Below are 15020 nucleotides of genomic sequence, written 5' to 3'. Positions count from 1 at the left end.
CGTCAGGCGGCCGCGTTGTCCCGGCCGGCATAGCGGTTGGCCACCGCTTCGCCCGCGTCGACGAGGGCTTCGGCGATCCGGAGGGCGAGGGCATTGCAGGCCTCGTCATAGGCATGGGGATCCGCCTGGACGGCCGCCCGCGTGACCGCACCGACCCGATCGCGGACGATCTCGCGGGCGATGCGCAGGGCATCGGCATACGGTTCATAGGGGCGCGGCATGGTCGCTCCGGCGCAGGTCGGGCTATCGCGGCCCGTGGCGCCAGCAACGGACATCCGTGCGAAACCGTTCCCGCCGGACGGACGCGCCCGGAAGCGATCAGCCCAGGCGGGAGACCCGGATCAGCTTGTCGGGATTGCGCACCACGTAGAGGGCAGCGACCGCGTCGGCGCGCAGCCACAGGGCCGTGGTCTGCACGATGTCGCCTGCCTCGACGGTGACGAAGCCCGGCAATCCATCGATCGTTGCGTAGCGCACGAGCCGGGACGGGTCCTGCTCGAAATCCTGTGCCATCGCGGCATGGCGCGCGAGCACCGCCTCCCGCCCGACGAGCGGCTTCGGCGACGCGGGGACTTTGCCGCCGCCATCGGCCGTGGCGACCACATCCTCAGTCAGGAGCGCCCGGAGTGCGGCCATGTCGCCGCTGCGCGACGCGGCGAAGAACGCGGCGGCGATCCTGAAGCCGTCCTCCCGGGCCACCGCGAAGCGCGGCCGCGCCTCCCGGACATGCACGCGGGCGCGGCTGGTCAGCTTCCGGCACGCCGCGGCCTCGCGCCCGATCGCCTCGGCTACCTCCGGAAAGCTCATCCCGAACACGTCGTGCAGGAGGAAGGCGGCCCGTTCGAGGGGCGAGAGGCGCTCCAGCGCCATCATGAGCGGCAGGGTGATGTCGTCGAGCGGCTCGCCATCCTCGGGATCGAAGATCGGCTCCGGCAGCCAGGGCCCGATATAGGTCTCCCGCCGGCGGCGGGCCGATGTCAGCTGGTTGAGGCAGAGGCGCGTGACCACGATCCGCAGGAACGCGGCGGGCTCGCGCACCGCGGCGCGGTCGGCGGCCAGCCAGCGCGCATAGGCGTCGTGCACCACGTCCTCGGCATCGGCCGTCGAGCCCAGCATGCGGTAGACGAGCCGGACCAGGCCGGGCCGGAGATCCGAGAAGCGTACTTCCACCGGATCCGCCGAATTCTGCGACGCCGTCACAGGCCCATCGCCTCACGGCCACGCACGCATTGAAGCGTGACCTGGGCCACACGCCGGCCGAGATGGCGTGCGGTCGCGAGGTCGGCTTCCGGGGGCACCCGCTCGGGGCCGACATCGGTGTTCGACTGCGCGGCGGCACCGAGCCAGTAGCCGAGCCGGTTCAGATCCTCCGCCGACCCGATGGAGGAATTGTTGGCGGGCGGCAGGTCGAGGCTCACCCAATGCATCCCGTGCTGCGCCGCGAACAGAGCCAATTGGATCAACGTCGCGAGCTTGTCGCCGGCCATCGACCCGGAATTGGTGAACCCGGCGGCGATCTTGTCCTTCCACAGGTAGCCCTGGGCCATCACGGCCCGCGATGTCGCCTCCTGGAACGCCTTGAACGCCGCGGAGGCCGCGCCCGTATAGGTCGGCGCGCCGAAGATAATGGCGGGGGCGGCGTGGAGGACGGCCCAGGATTGGTCCACGTCCTCGACGGGAACGAGCGCGGCCTCCGCGTCAGCGACGAGCCGGACACCCGCCGCGACGGCGTCGGCCTGGCGCGCGGTATGGCCGTAGCCCGAATGGAATACGATCGGGATCAGGATCGGCCGAGGCTCGCCCGGATCCCTGCGCATGATGATGTCGGCCATCGTTTCCCCTTGTCGGTTCAGCCACCGATGACATGACAAGGAAGCCCGGGCCGGTGTGACATCCGGCCGATGGTCCGCAGGGTTCGGTCCTGCGGTTCGCGCTTTCGGCGGCGCTGGACAGGGCCGTTCCGCCGACCCAGATCGGACGGTGATCTGAGCAGACGAGCACGCGATGACAGCCGAGACCAATGCACGCCCCGCCCTCGATGACGACACCCTGGCCTTCGCGGCCCGAGTCTTCCAGTACGCCCGGATGGGTCACGCCGAAGAGCTCGCTGAGCTGTTCGGCCAGGGGCTGCCGGCGAACCTGCGCAACGACAAGGGCGACAGCCTGCTGATGCTGGCTGCCTATAACGGGCAGGCGGAAGCGACGCGGGTGATCCTGGAGGCCGGCGGCGATCCGGAACTCGGAAACGATCGCGGCCAGACCCCGTTGGCCGGCGCGGCGTTCAAGAACGATCTGGCGATCGCGCGGCTGCTGCTCCAGCACGGGGCGGCGGTGGACGGGACCGGCGACGGCAGCCGCACGGCCCTGATGACGGCGGCGATGTTCGACCGGACCGAGATGGTCGACCTGCTGCTCCAGCACGGGGCCGACCCGGACCGGCGCGACGCCGCCGGCCAGAGCGCCGCCGACATGGCCCGTGCCATGGGTGCGCAGGCGACGCCGGGGCAGCTCGACGAGGCTGAGCGGCCGGTAGGGTGAACTCAGCCGGGATCGGCCGGTGCTTCGCCGTTCGGCACGACCGCAAGGCTGAAGCCGAGCGCGGCGACGACCCGTTGCACGGTCTCGAGACTCGGGTTACCGGTCTGCGAAAGGGCCTTGTAGAGGCTCTCGCGCCCGAGGCCGGTGGCCTCGGCGACGGCCGACATGCGTCCGGCGCGGGCGACATCGCCCAACGCCCGGCGGAAAGCCGCTGGGTCTTTCTCTTCCAGAGCGGCTGAGAGGTAGGCGGCCGCATCCTCGGGCGCGCGGAGATGCTGCGCGATTACGAAAGGCCGCGTCGGGGTCTTGGGAGGGGACTCAGAAGCCGCCATGGGCATATCCTCAAACCGTCAATGCGAGTTCATGGGCCCGCGCGATATCGCGCGCTTGGCTACCCTGGTCGCCGCCGCACAGCAGGATCACGATCGTGCCATCGTCCCGGTGGACGATGTAGATGCGGTAGCCCGGACTGCTGTCGATCTTCATCTCGCTGACCCCGCCACCGACAGGGGCCACCGTCCCCGGGTTGCCCTCTTGGAACCGAACGATCCGCCGGAGGATTCTCGCTCGGCCGACGCGGTCGCGCAGGCCTTCGATCCACCGGTCGAAGACGGCCGTCGTCACGATCCGCGGCACTTGAAAAGTATCCCATAAGATACGCTGCGTCGCAAAGCCTTCAACGCCGAAGCGGGCGATCGTCGAACGCCGGCACGGGCAGCCGCGCAAACCCGGGAGATGAAACGCCTTGCCTCATCACGCCATCCTGAGGGGTAGGGGACGCTCCCTGGCTTGCCTGGCGCTGTTCGCCACGCCGCTTGCAGCCTCCGCCGCCGAGACCCCCTGGCCGGCCTTCGGGCACGATCCCAGCAACCGCAATTTTTCCGAGCTGACCCAGATCGACCGCGATTCGATCGACCGGCTGCGACCCGCCTGGATCTTTCAGACGGGCGTGACCGGCTATTTCCAGGCCCAGCCCGTGATGGTGGACGGGACGCTCTACCTCTCCACCACCCAGAACAACGTCGCGGCTCTCGACGCGAAGACCGGCAAGCCGCTTTGGACCTACTCACACAAGCCGCGCACGGAGAAGATCTTCGGGCCGCCATCCAACCGTGGGCTCGCGGTGTCCGGCGGCCTCGTCTTTGAGGCGACCATGGACGGGCGGCTGATCGCGCTGGACGCGAAGACCGGCACGATGGTCTGGGACAAGGAGGCGGTCCGGCCGGAGGAGGGCGAGACCGAAACCGCCTCTGGGCTGGCTGCCACGCTCGGCGGAAAGCCCGTGCAGGGTTCGAGCCGGCTCGGCTTCAAGATGCCGCCGCTGGTCGCCGACGGGCTGGTGATCGTCGGCGTCACCGGCGCGGGCTACGGCTTGCACATCGAGGACGCGGCGGGCGGCCTCGACGGCGGCGCGGTGGTCGGGATCGAGGGCGGCTATGGCCGACGCGGCTGGCTCGCGGCCTACGATGCCAAGACCGGGGAAGAGCGCTGGCGCTGGTACGTCACGCCCTCGGAGGGCTGGGAGGGCGGTTTTGTCGAAAAGACCACCGACGGTACGCCGCTCCATCGCGACATCGCCGCCGAGAAAGCGGCGGCCCCCGCCAACCGCGACGCGTGGCGCGTCGGCGGCGGCTCCCCTTGGATGACGCCGGCCTACGATTCCGATCTCGGCCTGATCTTCCTCGGCACCGGCAACCCGGCACCGCAGAATTTCGGCCTGTCGCGGCCCGGGGACAACCTCTACACGATGTGCCTCGTGGCGCTGGATGTGAAGACCGGCGCGCTGCGCTGGTACTATCAGCAGGTGCCGCACGACGAGTGGGGCTACGATGTCGCCGCGCCGCCCTTCCTGCTCGATGGTCCGAACGGCACCAAGGCCGTGGCCTCGGCGAGCAAGACCGGCTGGATCTACGTCCACGACCGGGCATCGGGAAAGCTCCTCGAACGCTCGGCGCCGCTCCTCGACCAGAAGAACCTGTTCGCACCGCCGACCGCCCAGGGCACCGTCGTGGCGCCCGGGCCCCTCGGCGCGGTCTCCTGGCCGCCGACGGCCTATGATGGGCGCCGCGCCTACGTGCAGGTCCGCCACGGGGCGACGACCTACACGGTGAAGACCGTGCCGGCCGCCACAGGGCGGCCGGAGATCCGCTACACCGAGACCAGCGAGGCGAAGGGCGAGCCGTCCTTCAGCATGCTCACCGCCGTCGATCTCAAGGACGGCGGCACAATCGCGTGGTCGGTGCGGTCGGCGAGCCGGCTCTCGGGAGGCACGTTGGCGACTGCGGGCGGTCTCGTCTTCTCCGGCGAGGAGGATGGACATCTCGATGCCCACGACGCGCGCGACGGCCGCGTGCTCTGGCGATTCCAGTGCGGCGCGGGGATCAGCGGGCCGGCCATGACGTACGCGCTGGACGGCAAGCAATACGTGGCGGTGGCTGCGGGCGGCGCGTCCTACACCAAGGCGTCGGGTTTCGGCACCGGCGACGCGCTGCTGGTCTTCGCGCTGCCCGATTGACCACGGCCGAGCTTGACCGGAAGGATTCCAGCCAGGGGCGGGGACCCTTCCGGCTCCTGACAGAGGCGCAGAGCACGGACGGCGGGATAGCCGGTTCCCAGCCGACGGATCGCGGGTGATCCGCACCATCGCGATGCCGGCCGACACCAGCCCGGCCAGCGACATCTTCGGCGGCTGGCTGATGGCCCAGCTGGATCTGGCCGCCGGCAACGTCGCCGCGCGGCGCTGGCGTTGGCGCTGCGCCACCATCGCGGTCGACGCGATCACCTTCCATCACCCGGTCTTCGTGGGCGGCGAGGTCGGCCTCTACGCGTGGCTCGTCCAGGTCGGGCGCTCGTCCCTGTGCATCCAAGCGGAGGTCTGGCGGCGCGAGCGGGCGAGCGAGGCGACCATGAAGGTCACGGAGGCGACCATCACCTTCGTGACGGTCGGCGCCGACCGTCGCCCGCGGCCGGTGCCGCCGGAGGTGGCCGGGCGCGGAGCCTCACCGTAGAGTCGGCTGCGGCATCCCCGGCGCGATCCGAGGATCACCGCTTACGCACGTTGGCCCGGATCGCGCATGGTGTCGGTCAGTCCGGCTTTCGCGGCGGCGCCGGTCCGGCGCGCGCGTGGATGGCGGCCGCACGTCCAGGGATCGGAACCACACGATGGCGCAGCGGTCGGGACACGACTTCAAGTTCGGCATCGAGGAGGAGTTCTTCCTGGCCAGCGCTCGTTCGCGGGGCGCGCCGCGCGCGTCGATCCAGGGTTTCCACGACGCGGCCAAACGTCTGGGTTCGGTCGAGCGGGAACTCCTCGAAAACGAGGTGGAGATCTGCTCGAAGCCGACGGCGAGCGTCGAGGAGGCACGGGCCGCGCTCGGTGATCTGCGCGACAAGCTCCAAGCGACCGCCCGCGCGCACGGGCTCAAGCTGTTCGCCGCCGGCACGCACCCCACCGCCGTCTGGTCGATCCAGAAGGAGACGGACAAACCACGCTACCGGGGGATGATGGACGACCTTCAGATCACCGGGCGCCGCTCCGTGGTCGCTGGCATGCACGTCCATGTCGAGGTGCCGCGCCCCGAGGAGCGGGTCGACATCATGCGGCGGATCTACCCGTTCCTGCCGCTGCTGCTGGCTCTCTCGACGTCCTCGCCGTTCTACGACCGCCGTCGCACCGGCCTGCACGGCTACCGGTTGCGGGCCTACGCCGAGTTGCCGCGCACCGGCCTCCCCGAGCTGTTCGACGACGATGCCGATTACGCCCGGTATGTCCGGGTTATGACCACCGCGGGTGCCGTGCCCGATCCGACGTACTTCTGGTGGCACATCCGCCCATCGATCCGATACCCGACCCTGGAGTTGCGCGTCGCGGACAGCTGCACGCGGCTGGACGACACCCTGACCGTCGCCCAGCTCTATCGCTGCCTCGTCCGTCTGCTCGACCGTCGTCCGGACATCCACGCCGGCCTGACCGGCGCCTCGCGGGGGTTCGTGATGGAGAACCTGTGGCGGGCCGAGCGCGACGGCACGGGCGCGTCGCTGATCGATGAGGCGGCCGGGCGCGCCGTCTCCGTCACCGACGCCCTGGACGCGCTGCTGGACCTGATCGCCGAGGACGCGGCCGCGCTGGGCTGCACGGCGCAGGTGGCGCACGCCACGGTGATCGCCCGAAACGGCTCGAGCGCAGCCGGCCAGCTCGCTGCCTACACCACCGCCCGCGACGGCGGCGCCAGTGAGGGCGTGGCGTTGAAGGCGGTCATCGATTGGCTTGCACGGGAGACGGCCCCCCTGGGCTGACCGATCGATCGAGAGCGGCGAACGGATCGCGACAGGGCTGCATTCCCCTCAACCCGCCGCCAGCGCGTAGCGCGTCCGCAGGCGCAGGCCGAACACCGCCATCATGAACATGCAGCAGGTGGCGTTGTTGCCGTTCCACAGCACCGTCTCGAACGAGGCCGAGACCAGCCCGAGGAACCACAGCCGCAGGAACAGCATCGTCTCCGCGTCGAGCCGGGCGCCACCGGCCACGCGCTGGAGGTCGCGCACCGGCGCGAGCACGAAGGCCGCCACGGTCAGCGCGAGGAGCGGCAGGCCGCCGATCAAGGCGGTGTCCAGATAGGCGTTGTGGGCGTGATCGACGGTGTTGACCCAGGTCAGCTCCTCGGAGCCGCCATACATGGTCCGCTCGGTCATCCAGAAGGCGCCGATCCCCCAGCCGCGCCAGGGGCGGATCAGGATGTTGTCGATGGCGAACTGCCAGATCTCGCTGCGGCCGGTGAAGGTCGCGTCGGTCAGCAGCGACCCGACCGCCTCCTGGATCGGCGGCACCAGCACCGAGCCGATCGAGACCAGCGAGAACCCGACCACCGGGCCCAGCAGCAGCAGGCGCCGGGCGAACCCGCCCGTTAGCACCTGACAGAGCCCCGTCACGCCGAGGATCACCGGCAGCAGCAGGATCGCGGTCTTGGAACCGCTCGCCAGCAGGAACCCACCCGCCAGCAGCACGATAGCCCAGCCGAGGAACCGGTTGGCGGCCGTGGCGACGTAGAGGCCGACGATCACCAGGATCACCATGGCGGCGCCGGCCTCGTTCTTCTGCGGGAAGATCCCACGCCAGAGGCCCGGATGGCTCGGATCGGAATTGACGTCGAAGGCCGAATGGATGGCGAGGCTCGGCACGAAGGCGACCGCCAGATAGGACGAGAGCACGATCACCAGGGCCGCCCCGGCGAGGCTCAGGGCGAGCTGCCGCGGGGACCGGGCGACGATCAGAACCCCCGCCGAGAGCATCGCGGCGATCACGAACAGCGCCAGCCGACGCAGCGACAGGCTCGGCGCGATGGAGAGCAGCGTCGTCAGGCCAAGCCAGACGGCGCAGAGCACGAGCGGCCGGGTCATCAGCGGTTGGAGGTGCCGCAGGCCGATCCGGCGGATCGCCAGCGCCATGGCGGTGCCGGCGGTGAGGAACAGCACCTGGGTCAGCAGGCTCCCGTCCTCGGAGGCCGAGAGGATCGACCGGTCGGACAGGTCCTTCAGCCAGACGTGGTTCCAGAGCAGGACGAAGACCGCCCCGTTGAGGAGCACGCGCAGCAGATCGGGGACATCACGGGCCGTGCTGCCGTCCCGTCGCCCTCGGGGCGGGATGCCGATCGCTGCGTCCGCAGAAGCCATGTCGTCCCACCGCGAGGCCGCATCATGCGCCTATGGTCATTCTAGCGCCGGGACGGGCGCACGCGATGGCAAATCAAATATTGCGCCCAGAGATCGCGCGATAACCTTGACGAACGCCTGCCGCCCTCAGCGCCGCATCGTGTACTGGGTCCGACCGGCGGATTGGCGCATCAGGAACGCCGCCATCTCGGCGAGTTCCGGCGCCTTGGAGCGGAAGGTCACCGACAGGGCGAGCAGCGTGTCCTTGTGGTCGAGGCCCGGATAGATCCGCTCCTGCACGGGCACGTGCTCGGCGCGCAGGCGGGCGGCGAGGCTCACCGTGTGGCGGGGCTTCACCACCGTGTCGGCTTCGCCGGACGCCAGGAAGGCGGGGGGCGAGAGCGGGCCGACGAAGCTGCCCGGCTGGGTCGCGGCCAGATCGGGCGCCTTGCCGAACACCTTGAGGGTCGTGTCCTGATCGAGCGGCAGGAAATCGTAGGGGCCCGACAGGCCGGCCACCGCCTTGATCGCCTTGGGATCGACGCCCGCCGCCATCACGTAGCGCGGGTCGAGGCCGAGCATCAGGGCGTTGTAGGCGCCGGCCGAATGGCCCGCCAGTACGATCCGGCGCGGGTCGCCGCCGAAGGCTGCGATGTTGTCGCGCACCCAGGCCAGTGCCGCCGCCCCGTCTTCCAGGAAGCCCGGGAAGGCGGTCTCCGGATAGAGCCGGTAGTCGGGCAGCACCGTGACGAAGCCCTGGGCGGCGAGCGCATGCCCGACGAAGGCGTAATCGTCCTTCGCGCCGCTCTGCCAAGAGCCGCCGTAGAAGAAGACCAGCACCGGAGCGTTCTCGGCGCCCGCCGTGGGGACGTAGACGTCGAGGCGCCGCCGGGGCCCTTCGCCGAAGGCCTGATCCTTCGCGGCGAGGCGCCCGCCGGGATCGCGCGGGCCGATCGCGTCGAACAGGGCGAGCGGCGAGGCGGCGTTGAGGCCGAACGCTGCGAGTCCGAGGCAGAGCAGGCTGGCCAGCGCAGTGAGGAGTCGTGTCATATCCCGTCCGGTTGTCGCGACAGGAGCATACGGCACCGCTCTCGGGGCGGATTGATGACGCTCGCGCGGCGAAGCGCGAAAAATCAGGTCCGCAGCACGAAGCAGGCGCCGCCGACCTTCCGGATGCGGCCGCACAGGTCGTCGGCGGCCTGCCGACTCTGGGCCGGGATGCGGATCCGGTAGAAGGCCCGGGTGCCGCGGTTGCGCAGCCGCGTCCCGATGATCATTGGCCGCACCTCGCCGATCACGCCCGCATAGGTGCTCCGCGCCCGGTTGAAGCTTTGAAGCGCCAGGGATTTGGAGAAATTGCCGGCGAGCTGGATGCCCCAGGGGGCGGCCGGGCCCTCGTTGGCACCCAGCGCGAAGCGGTCGCCGCGGGACGGGATGCGCAGGCTGGCGGTGACCTGCAGGCAGGTCTGCGGCGCCTCCGGCTTGGCCGCCTTGGCGTCCTTCGCGTCAGGCTTTTCCGGTGCGCCGCCCTCCGGGTACTCGATCGCCTTGCCGGGGCCGGTCCGCCACGCGTCGGCCGGGACGCCCGTGATGGCGGCCACGTAGGCGCGGGTCTCCTCGGGCAGGCCGCCATCGCCCGCGAGCCATTTGCTCACCCGGCCCGCGCCGCCGTTATAGGCCGCCGCCGCGAGGCCGAGATTGCCGAACTGGGTTTTGAGATCCGCCAGCAGGTGGGCGGCGTGCGGGATCGCCTGCTCGGGGTCGAACGGGTCGAGGAGGCCGCGCTCCCGGGCCGTCCCGGGCATGAACTGGGCGACACCCTGCGCCCCGGCCCGGCTGACGACGCCCACGCGAAAACTGCTCTCGCGCCAGATCAGCCGCGTCAGGAACGGCACCGGCAGGCTGCGGGCCTTTGCGGATTCGTCGATCAGGCGGCACAGCGCCTGCTCCACGGTCTCGGTCGCCCCCTCGGAGGGGACGGCCTGAGCCGGGTGCGCCGTAACGCAGAAGAGGGCGAGGAGGGCGCCGCGGCGCAGGCGTGCGATAGTCACACCGGCGTTGTAGCGACCTTCGGTTGCGGATCAATCGATGCTGGTGGCCGCATGGGGCTCTGAGATGTGGTCCGGTCGAGCTGCGACGCGGCCTGGTCTTGTGCGGCCTCCCGGATCAGGTTCCGCTGACGCTCCACCTGTTCGGGACAGGGCGTCGCGTTTTATCCGATCTGCGCGACGCCCTTTCCCGGGCGCATGCAGCGCCAGCGGAATGCGTCCCGGGACCCAGCACGGGAGGCGGCGCCCTCAAGTCGCCACGCCATCGGCTGACCAAGCCGGTGCATCATCCCCGAGACGGCGCGCCGCCCGCGCCCAGCGCATCGAAACGCCGGCCACCTCCACCGGCGTCCGCAGCCGCCGCGCCGGTCCCCATGACGTCGCCTCGATCTCGGGCGCCAGATCCTCCGGCGACGCGGCCGGGCAGGCGGGCTCCGATTCGGCCGGACCGGCTGCGATCAGCAACGCAGCCGTGCGGGCGAGAGACAGCCGCGCCCCGCCCCCGGCCCCGTCGGCGAGCCGGCGCGCCAGCAACCGCAGAACCGCTGCGGCCATCATGTAGCCTGTCGCGTGGTCGAGCGCCTGGACCGGCAGCGGCACCGGCTTGGCGGCTTGCTTCCACGCCTGGCCGGCCTGCGCGATGCCGGTGCTCATCTGTACGAGGCTGTCGAACCCGCGCCGTCCGGCCCAGGGGCCGGTCCAGCCATAGGCGTCAAGGCAGACCTCCACGAGACCCGGCGCGAGGGATCGCCGAGCCTCCGCCCCGTATCCGAGGCCGTCCAGGGCCCCCGGCCGATAACCGTGGACCAGCACGTCCGCCCCCGCGAGCAGCGCCTCGAAGGTCACCCGGTCGGCGGCGCGGCGCAGGTCCAGCCGCGCGCAGGTCTTGCCGAGGGTCATCTCGGGCTCGATGGGAGCCTCGCTCCAATCGGGCGGGTCGATCCGCAGCACATCCGCCCCGAAACCCGCGAGAAAGCGCGTCGCCACCGGCCCGGCGATCACCCGCGTCAGGTCGAGGACGCGCAGGCCGGCGAGCGGTCGCCCGGGCCGGGGGACCCAGGCCGATGCCGATCGGTCATCGCTCGGATCGACCTGCACCAGCGACTCGGCCGCCACCGCGCGGCCCTGCGGATGCGCCGCCCAGTCGGCGAGGCCGCGCATCTCGGCCGCGCACCCGCCCTCGGCCAGGATCGCAGCCTCAAGCTCAGCCTTGGCCCGGCCCGACACCGCCCGCGCCATGCCGGCGCGATCCGCCTGGGCGCCGAGCACGCGCTCGGCCGCCGCCCGGTGATGCGGCGCGTTGGTGTGGAGCCGGATCCAGCCGTCCCGGGTCTCGTAGTCCCCCGCGACGGGATCCCAGGGGTCGGGCACGGGCCAGCCCTCGGGCTCCAGCGACCGCGCGAACCAGAACGCGGCGAGACGCCGGTTCACAGTGACCGGACCGGTCAGCCCCGCGACCTCCGCGAGCGCCAACGCGGCCGCCCCGACCGAGCCGGCCGCCAGATCGCTCACCGCGAAGGCGGAGGGCAGGGCGCCGGTCCCGGTGACATGCAGCGTGTCGAGGGCGCCGGGCGGCCCGTCGAGCGCCTGCCAGATCCGGGCCGCGAAAGCGTGGGCGCCATCCGTCATCGCGATCTCCCGCGCGATCCGCCTGGGCCCGGCGGACCTTCGTCGTAGCAGGATAGACTAGGGCCGCCGGCCCGGCGCGCTATAAGGAGCCGCATGACGTTGGATGAATCCCAGCCGCTCCTCGCCGTCGAGGACCTGTCCGTGGCCTTCCGCTCACGGGAGGGCGAGACCCGGGCGGTCGACGGCATCGGCTTCACCATCCGGCGCGGCGAGACCCTGGCGCTGGTCGGCGAATCGGGTTCCGGCAAATCCGTGACGGCGCTGGCGATCCTGCGGCTGCTCGATGGGGCCGCGCGCCAGGACGGGCGGATCCTGTTCAAGGGCCGCGACCTCACGAGTCTGCCGGAACGCGCGATGCGCGATGTCCGCGGCGCCGACATCACCATGGTGTTCCAGGAACCCATGACCTCGCTGAACCCGCTCCACACGATCGCGCGGCAGATCGGCGAGGTGCTGGGCCTCCATCGCGGGCTCTCCGGCAAGGCGGCCAGGCGGCGGATCCTCGAACTCCTCGACCTCGTCGGCCTGCGCGACGCGGAGAGCCGCATGGGCGCCTATCCGCACGAACTCTCCGGCGGCCAGCGCCAGCGGGTGATGATCGCCATGGCGCTGGCCTGCGAGCCGGACCTGCTCGTGGCCGACGAGCCGACCACGGCTTTGGACGTCACCGTTCAGGCGCAGATCCTGGCGCTACTCGCCGACCTGCAGAAGCGGCTCGGCATGGCGATGCTGTTCATCACCCACGATCTCGGCATCGTCGAGCGGATCGCCGACCGGGTCTGCGTGATGCTCAAGGGCAAGATCGTGGAGGCCGGCGCGACCAAGTCGGTCTTCGCCAATCCGCAGCACGCCTACACCCGCCGCCTGATCGCCTCCGAGCCGAAGGGCCGAGCCAACCCGGTCCCGGCCGATGCCGCGCCGCTGCTTGAGGCCGGGCCGCTGAAGGTCTGGTTCCCCCTGAAGGCGGGCCTGCTCCGGCGGGTCGTCGGCCACGTCAAGGCGGTGGACGGGGTCTCGCTCAAGGTCCGCGCCGGAGAGACCGTGGGGGTCGTGGGCGAATCCGGCTCCGGCAAGACCACGCTCGGCCTCGCCCTGCTGCGGCTGACCGCCTCGGAGGGACCGATCGTGTTCCTCGGCCAAGCCGTCGATGGCTTCTCCGTGGCGCAGATGCGGCCCCTGCGAAAAGACATGCAGGTGGTCTTCCAGGATCCCTACGGCTCGCTCTCGCCGCGCATGTCGGTGGCCGATATCGTGGCGGAGGGGCTGGTGGTTCAGGGCGCCGTGCGCTCGCGGGCCGAGCGCCGGGCCGTGGTCTCGAAGGCGCTCACCGATGTCGGACTCGACCCGGCCGCCATGGACCGCTACCCGCACGAATTCTCCGGCGGCCAGCGCCAGCGAATCGCCATCGCCCGGGCGATCGTGCTGAACCCGCGCTTCGTCGTGCTCGACGAGCCCACCTCGGCGCTCGACCGCTCGGTCCAGGCGCAGATCGTGACGTTGTTGCGCGACCTTCAGCGGGAGCGTGGCCTCGCCTACCTGTTCATCAGCCACGACCTGAAGGTGGTGCGGGCGCTCGCCAACTACGTGATGGTGATGCAGAACGGCCGCGTGGTCGAGGAAGGCCCCGCCGAGACGATCTTTTCCGATCCGCAGACCGCCTACACACGGGCGCTGTTCAAGGCCGCCTTCGCGCTCGACAGCGACGCGCCGACCGAGCTGGAGCCCGCCTGACCGTGCCACGTGCGCTGCTCATCGTCCTCGATTCCGTCGGGATCGGCGGCGCGCCGGATGCCGAAGCCTACGGCGATGCCGGTTCCGACACGCTCGGCCACATCGCGGAAGCCTGCGCGGCCGGACGCGGCGACCGGGCGGGGCTCCGCGCCGGCCCGCTGCGCCTGCCGCACCTCGCCGCCCTCGGGCTCGGGCTGGCAGCCGCCGGGGCCTCGGGCCGGATCCCGTCCGGTCTTGCGCCCATGGGCGAGCCCGAAGGCGCCTACGGGCATGCCGTGGAGAGAGCCGCCGGCAAGGACACGCCGTCGGGCCATTGGGAAATCACCGGCCTGCCCCTATCGAAGCCTTGGGGCCACTTTCCCGAAACGCAACCGGCCTTCCCGCCTGAACTCACCCAGGCGCTCGTAGCGGAGGGCGGGCTGCCCGGCATCCTGGGCGACCGGCACGCGCCGGGCGTCGCCATCATCGACGAACTTGGCGCCGAGCATGTCCGGACCGGCCGGCCGATCTGCTACACCTCCGCCGACAGCGTGTTCCAGATCGCCGCCCACGAGGAGGCCTTCGGGCTGGAGCGGCTTTATGACCTGTGCCGGGTGGCGCGGCGCCTGTGCGACCCCTACCGTATCTGCCGGGTGATCGCCCGGCCCTTTGTGGGCTCGGCGGAGGCGGGCTTCCGCCGCACCGGCAACCGCAAGGACTTCGCGGTCGAGCCCCCGGGCGTCACCCTGCTCGACCGGGCCGAGGCGGCGGGCCGCGCCGTGGTGAGCGTCGGCAAGATCGGCGACATCTTCGCCCACCGGGCCACGGGCCGGGAGCTCAAGCCGGGCCCCAACGCCGCCTGCCTGACGGCGGGGCTCGACGCGCTGAAGGATCTGCCGGATGGCGGCCTGATCTTCGTCAACCTCGTGGATTTCGACACCGAGCACGGCCACCGCCGGGACGTGCCGGGCTACGCCGCCGAACTCGAAGCGTTCGACGCCCGGGTCTTCGAGATCAGGACGGCGCTCCGGCCCGGCGATCTCGCGTTCATCACCGCCGATCACGGCAACGACCCGACTTGGACCGGAACCGACCACACCCGCGAGCAGGTGCCGATCCTGGCCTTCGGCCCCGGCGTGGCCGGCCGCTCCATCGGCCGGCGGGACAGTCTTGCCGATATCGGCGCCACGCTGGCGGCCCATCTGCGCCTGCCCTGGGACGGCGCCGGAACACCCTTCCTGTAGGAGGACACGATGCGGGACGACGACGACCGGCCGCGCAAGGCCGTCGCACACGAGATCGGTCAGCCGCTCGATACCCTGTCGCTCGCGGATCTCGACGAACGCATCGCGCTCCTGCGGGCGGAAATCGCCCGGATCGAGGCGGCACGGGCGGCCAAGCAGGCGGCGCAGGGGGCGGCCGACGCCTTCTTCAAGCGGGGCTGAG

Annotated in this window: 16 protein-coding genes; 7 read left to right on the top strand and 9 right to left on the bottom strand. The window is 71.1% G+C overall.

The window, feature by feature from the left end; genetic code table 11:
- Positions 1–2: 2 nt before the first annotated feature.
- The 3 genes from MKK63_RS04630 to MKK63_RS04620 all read right to left on the bottom strand — a co-directional run bounded on the left by MKK63_RS04630 (position 3) and on the right by MKK63_RS04620 (position 1832).
- Entirely contained in the window at positions 3–221 is a 219-nt protein-coding gene (locus MKK63_RS04630; protein ID WP_243999124.1) for a hypothetical protein, read from the bottom strand.
- 97 nt (positions 222–318) lie between these two features.
- Positions 319–1200 carry an RNA polymerase sigma factor SigJ gene (sigJ, locus tag MKK63_RS04625; RefSeq protein ID WP_243999122.1) on the bottom strand — a complete coding sequence of 294 codons (882 nt, stop codon included), beginning with the start codon at positions 1198–1200 and terminating at the stop codon, positions 319–321.
- Entirely contained in the window at positions 1197–1832 is a 636-nt protein-coding gene (locus MKK63_RS04620; RefSeq protein WP_243999120.1) for a flavodoxin family protein, read from the bottom strand. The genes sigJ and MKK63_RS04620 overlap by 4 nt, the downstream gene beginning before the upstream one ends.
- Positions 1833–2004: 172 nt before the next feature.
- Between MKK63_RS04620 and MKK63_RS04615 the strand changes: the two genes are divergently transcribed.
- Positions 2005–2538 (top strand): ankyrin repeat domain-containing protein, encoded by a 534-nt coding sequence (locus tag MKK63_RS04615; protein ID WP_243999118.1) that lies wholly within the window; start codon positions 2005–2007, stop codon positions 2536–2538.
- 2 nt (positions 2539–2540) lie between these two features.
- Here MKK63_RS04615 and MKK63_RS04610 read toward each other — a convergent pair whose 3' ends face one another.
- Together MKK63_RS04610 and MKK63_RS04605 are read right to left on the bottom strand one after the other, a co-directional pair.
- Complete coding sequence (locus MKK63_RS04610) at positions 2541–2870, bottom strand: addiction module antidote protein (protein WP_243999116.1); 330 nt, start codon at positions 2868–2870, stop codon at positions 2541–2543.
- Between the two features lie 10 nt (positions 2871–2880).
- Positions 2881–3174: a type II toxin-antitoxin system RelE/ParE family toxin gene (locus MKK63_RS04605; protein ID WP_243999114.1), complete on the bottom strand. Its 294-nt coding sequence runs from the start codon at positions 3172–3174 to the stop codon at positions 2881–2883.
- 109 nt (positions 3175–3283) lie between these two features.
- Between MKK63_RS04605 and MKK63_RS04600 the strand changes: the two genes are divergently transcribed.
- The 3 genes from MKK63_RS04600 (at position 3284) to MKK63_RS04590 (ending at position 6834) form a co-directional block, all read left to right on the top strand.
- Positions 3284–5053: a pyrroloquinoline quinone-dependent dehydrogenase gene (locus tag MKK63_RS04600; protein WP_409564471.1), complete on the top strand. Its 1770-nt coding sequence runs from the start codon at positions 3284–3286 to the stop codon at positions 5051–5053.
- Between the two features lie 133 nt (positions 5054–5186).
- Positions 5187–5546, top strand: coding sequence for an acyl-CoA thioesterase (locus MKK63_RS04595; protein ID WP_243999223.1), 360 nt, complete (start codon positions 5187–5189; stop codon positions 5544–5546).
- Between the two features lie 154 nt (positions 5547–5700).
- On the top strand, positions 5701–6834 hold the full coding sequence (locus MKK63_RS04590; RefSeq protein WP_243999112.1) for a carboxylate-amine ligase: 1134 nt from the start codon (positions 5701–5703) through the stop codon (positions 6832–6834).
- A gap of 48 nt (positions 6835–6882) precedes the next feature.
- Here the strand turns inward: MKK63_RS04590 and MKK63_RS04585 are convergent, their stop codons facing one another.
- The 4 genes from MKK63_RS04585 to MKK63_RS04570 all read right to left on the bottom strand — a co-directional run bounded on the left by MKK63_RS04585 (position 6883) and on the right by MKK63_RS04570 (position 11864).
- The gene (locus MKK63_RS04585; RefSeq protein ID WP_243999110.1) at positions 6883–8208 is read right to left on the bottom strand and encodes an O-antigen ligase family protein; all 1326 of its coding nucleotides are present in this window, start codon (positions 8206–8208) and stop codon (positions 6883–6885) included.
- A gap of 126 nt (positions 8209–8334) precedes the next feature.
- A complete protein-coding gene (locus tag MKK63_RS04580) occupies positions 8335–9237 on the bottom strand; it encodes an alpha/beta hydrolase (RefSeq protein ID WP_243999108.1) in 903 nt (300 codons plus the stop codon).
- Positions 9238–9320: 83 nt separating this feature from the next.
- Positions 9321–10232 (bottom strand): lytic transglycosylase domain-containing protein, encoded by a 912-nt coding sequence (locus tag MKK63_RS04575; RefSeq protein ID WP_409564473.1) that lies wholly within the window; start codon positions 10230–10232, stop codon positions 9321–9323.
- A 252-nt stretch (positions 10233–10484) separates the two neighbouring features.
- Entirely contained in the window at positions 10485–11864 is a 1380-nt protein-coding gene (locus MKK63_RS04570) for a CoA transferase (protein WP_243999105.1), read from the bottom strand.
- 93 nt (positions 11865–11957) lie between these two features.
- Here MKK63_RS04570 and MKK63_RS04565 point away from each other — a divergent pair, with 93 nt between their 5' ends.
- The 3 genes from MKK63_RS04565 to MKK63_RS04555 are packed head-to-tail and all read left to right on the top strand — an operon-like array spanning position 11958 to position 15019.
- Positions 11958–13595 carry an ABC transporter ATP-binding protein gene (locus tag MKK63_RS04565; RefSeq protein ID WP_243999103.1) on the top strand — a complete coding sequence of 546 codons (1638 nt, stop codon included), beginning with the start codon at positions 11958–11960 and terminating at the stop codon, positions 13593–13595.
- Between the two features lie 2 nt (positions 13596–13597).
- Positions 13598–14818 carry a phosphopentomutase gene (locus MKK63_RS04560; RefSeq protein WP_243999101.1) on the top strand — a complete coding sequence of 407 codons (1221 nt, stop codon included), beginning with the start codon at positions 13598–13600 and terminating at the stop codon, positions 14816–14818.
- Positions 14819–14827: 9 nt separating this feature from the next.
- On the top strand, positions 14828–15019 hold the full coding sequence (locus MKK63_RS04555; protein ID WP_243999100.1) for a DUF1192 domain-containing protein: 192 nt from the start codon (positions 14828–14830) through the stop codon (positions 15017–15019).
- Position 15020 lies beyond the last annotated feature (1 nt).

It is taken from the genome of Methylobacterium sp. J-088 (genome assembly GCF_022829295.1).
GTDB lineage: Bacteria > Pseudomonadota > Alphaproteobacteria > Rhizobiales > Beijerinckiaceae > Methylobacterium.
This window is presented reverse-complemented; position numbering and strand designations above follow the sequence as displayed.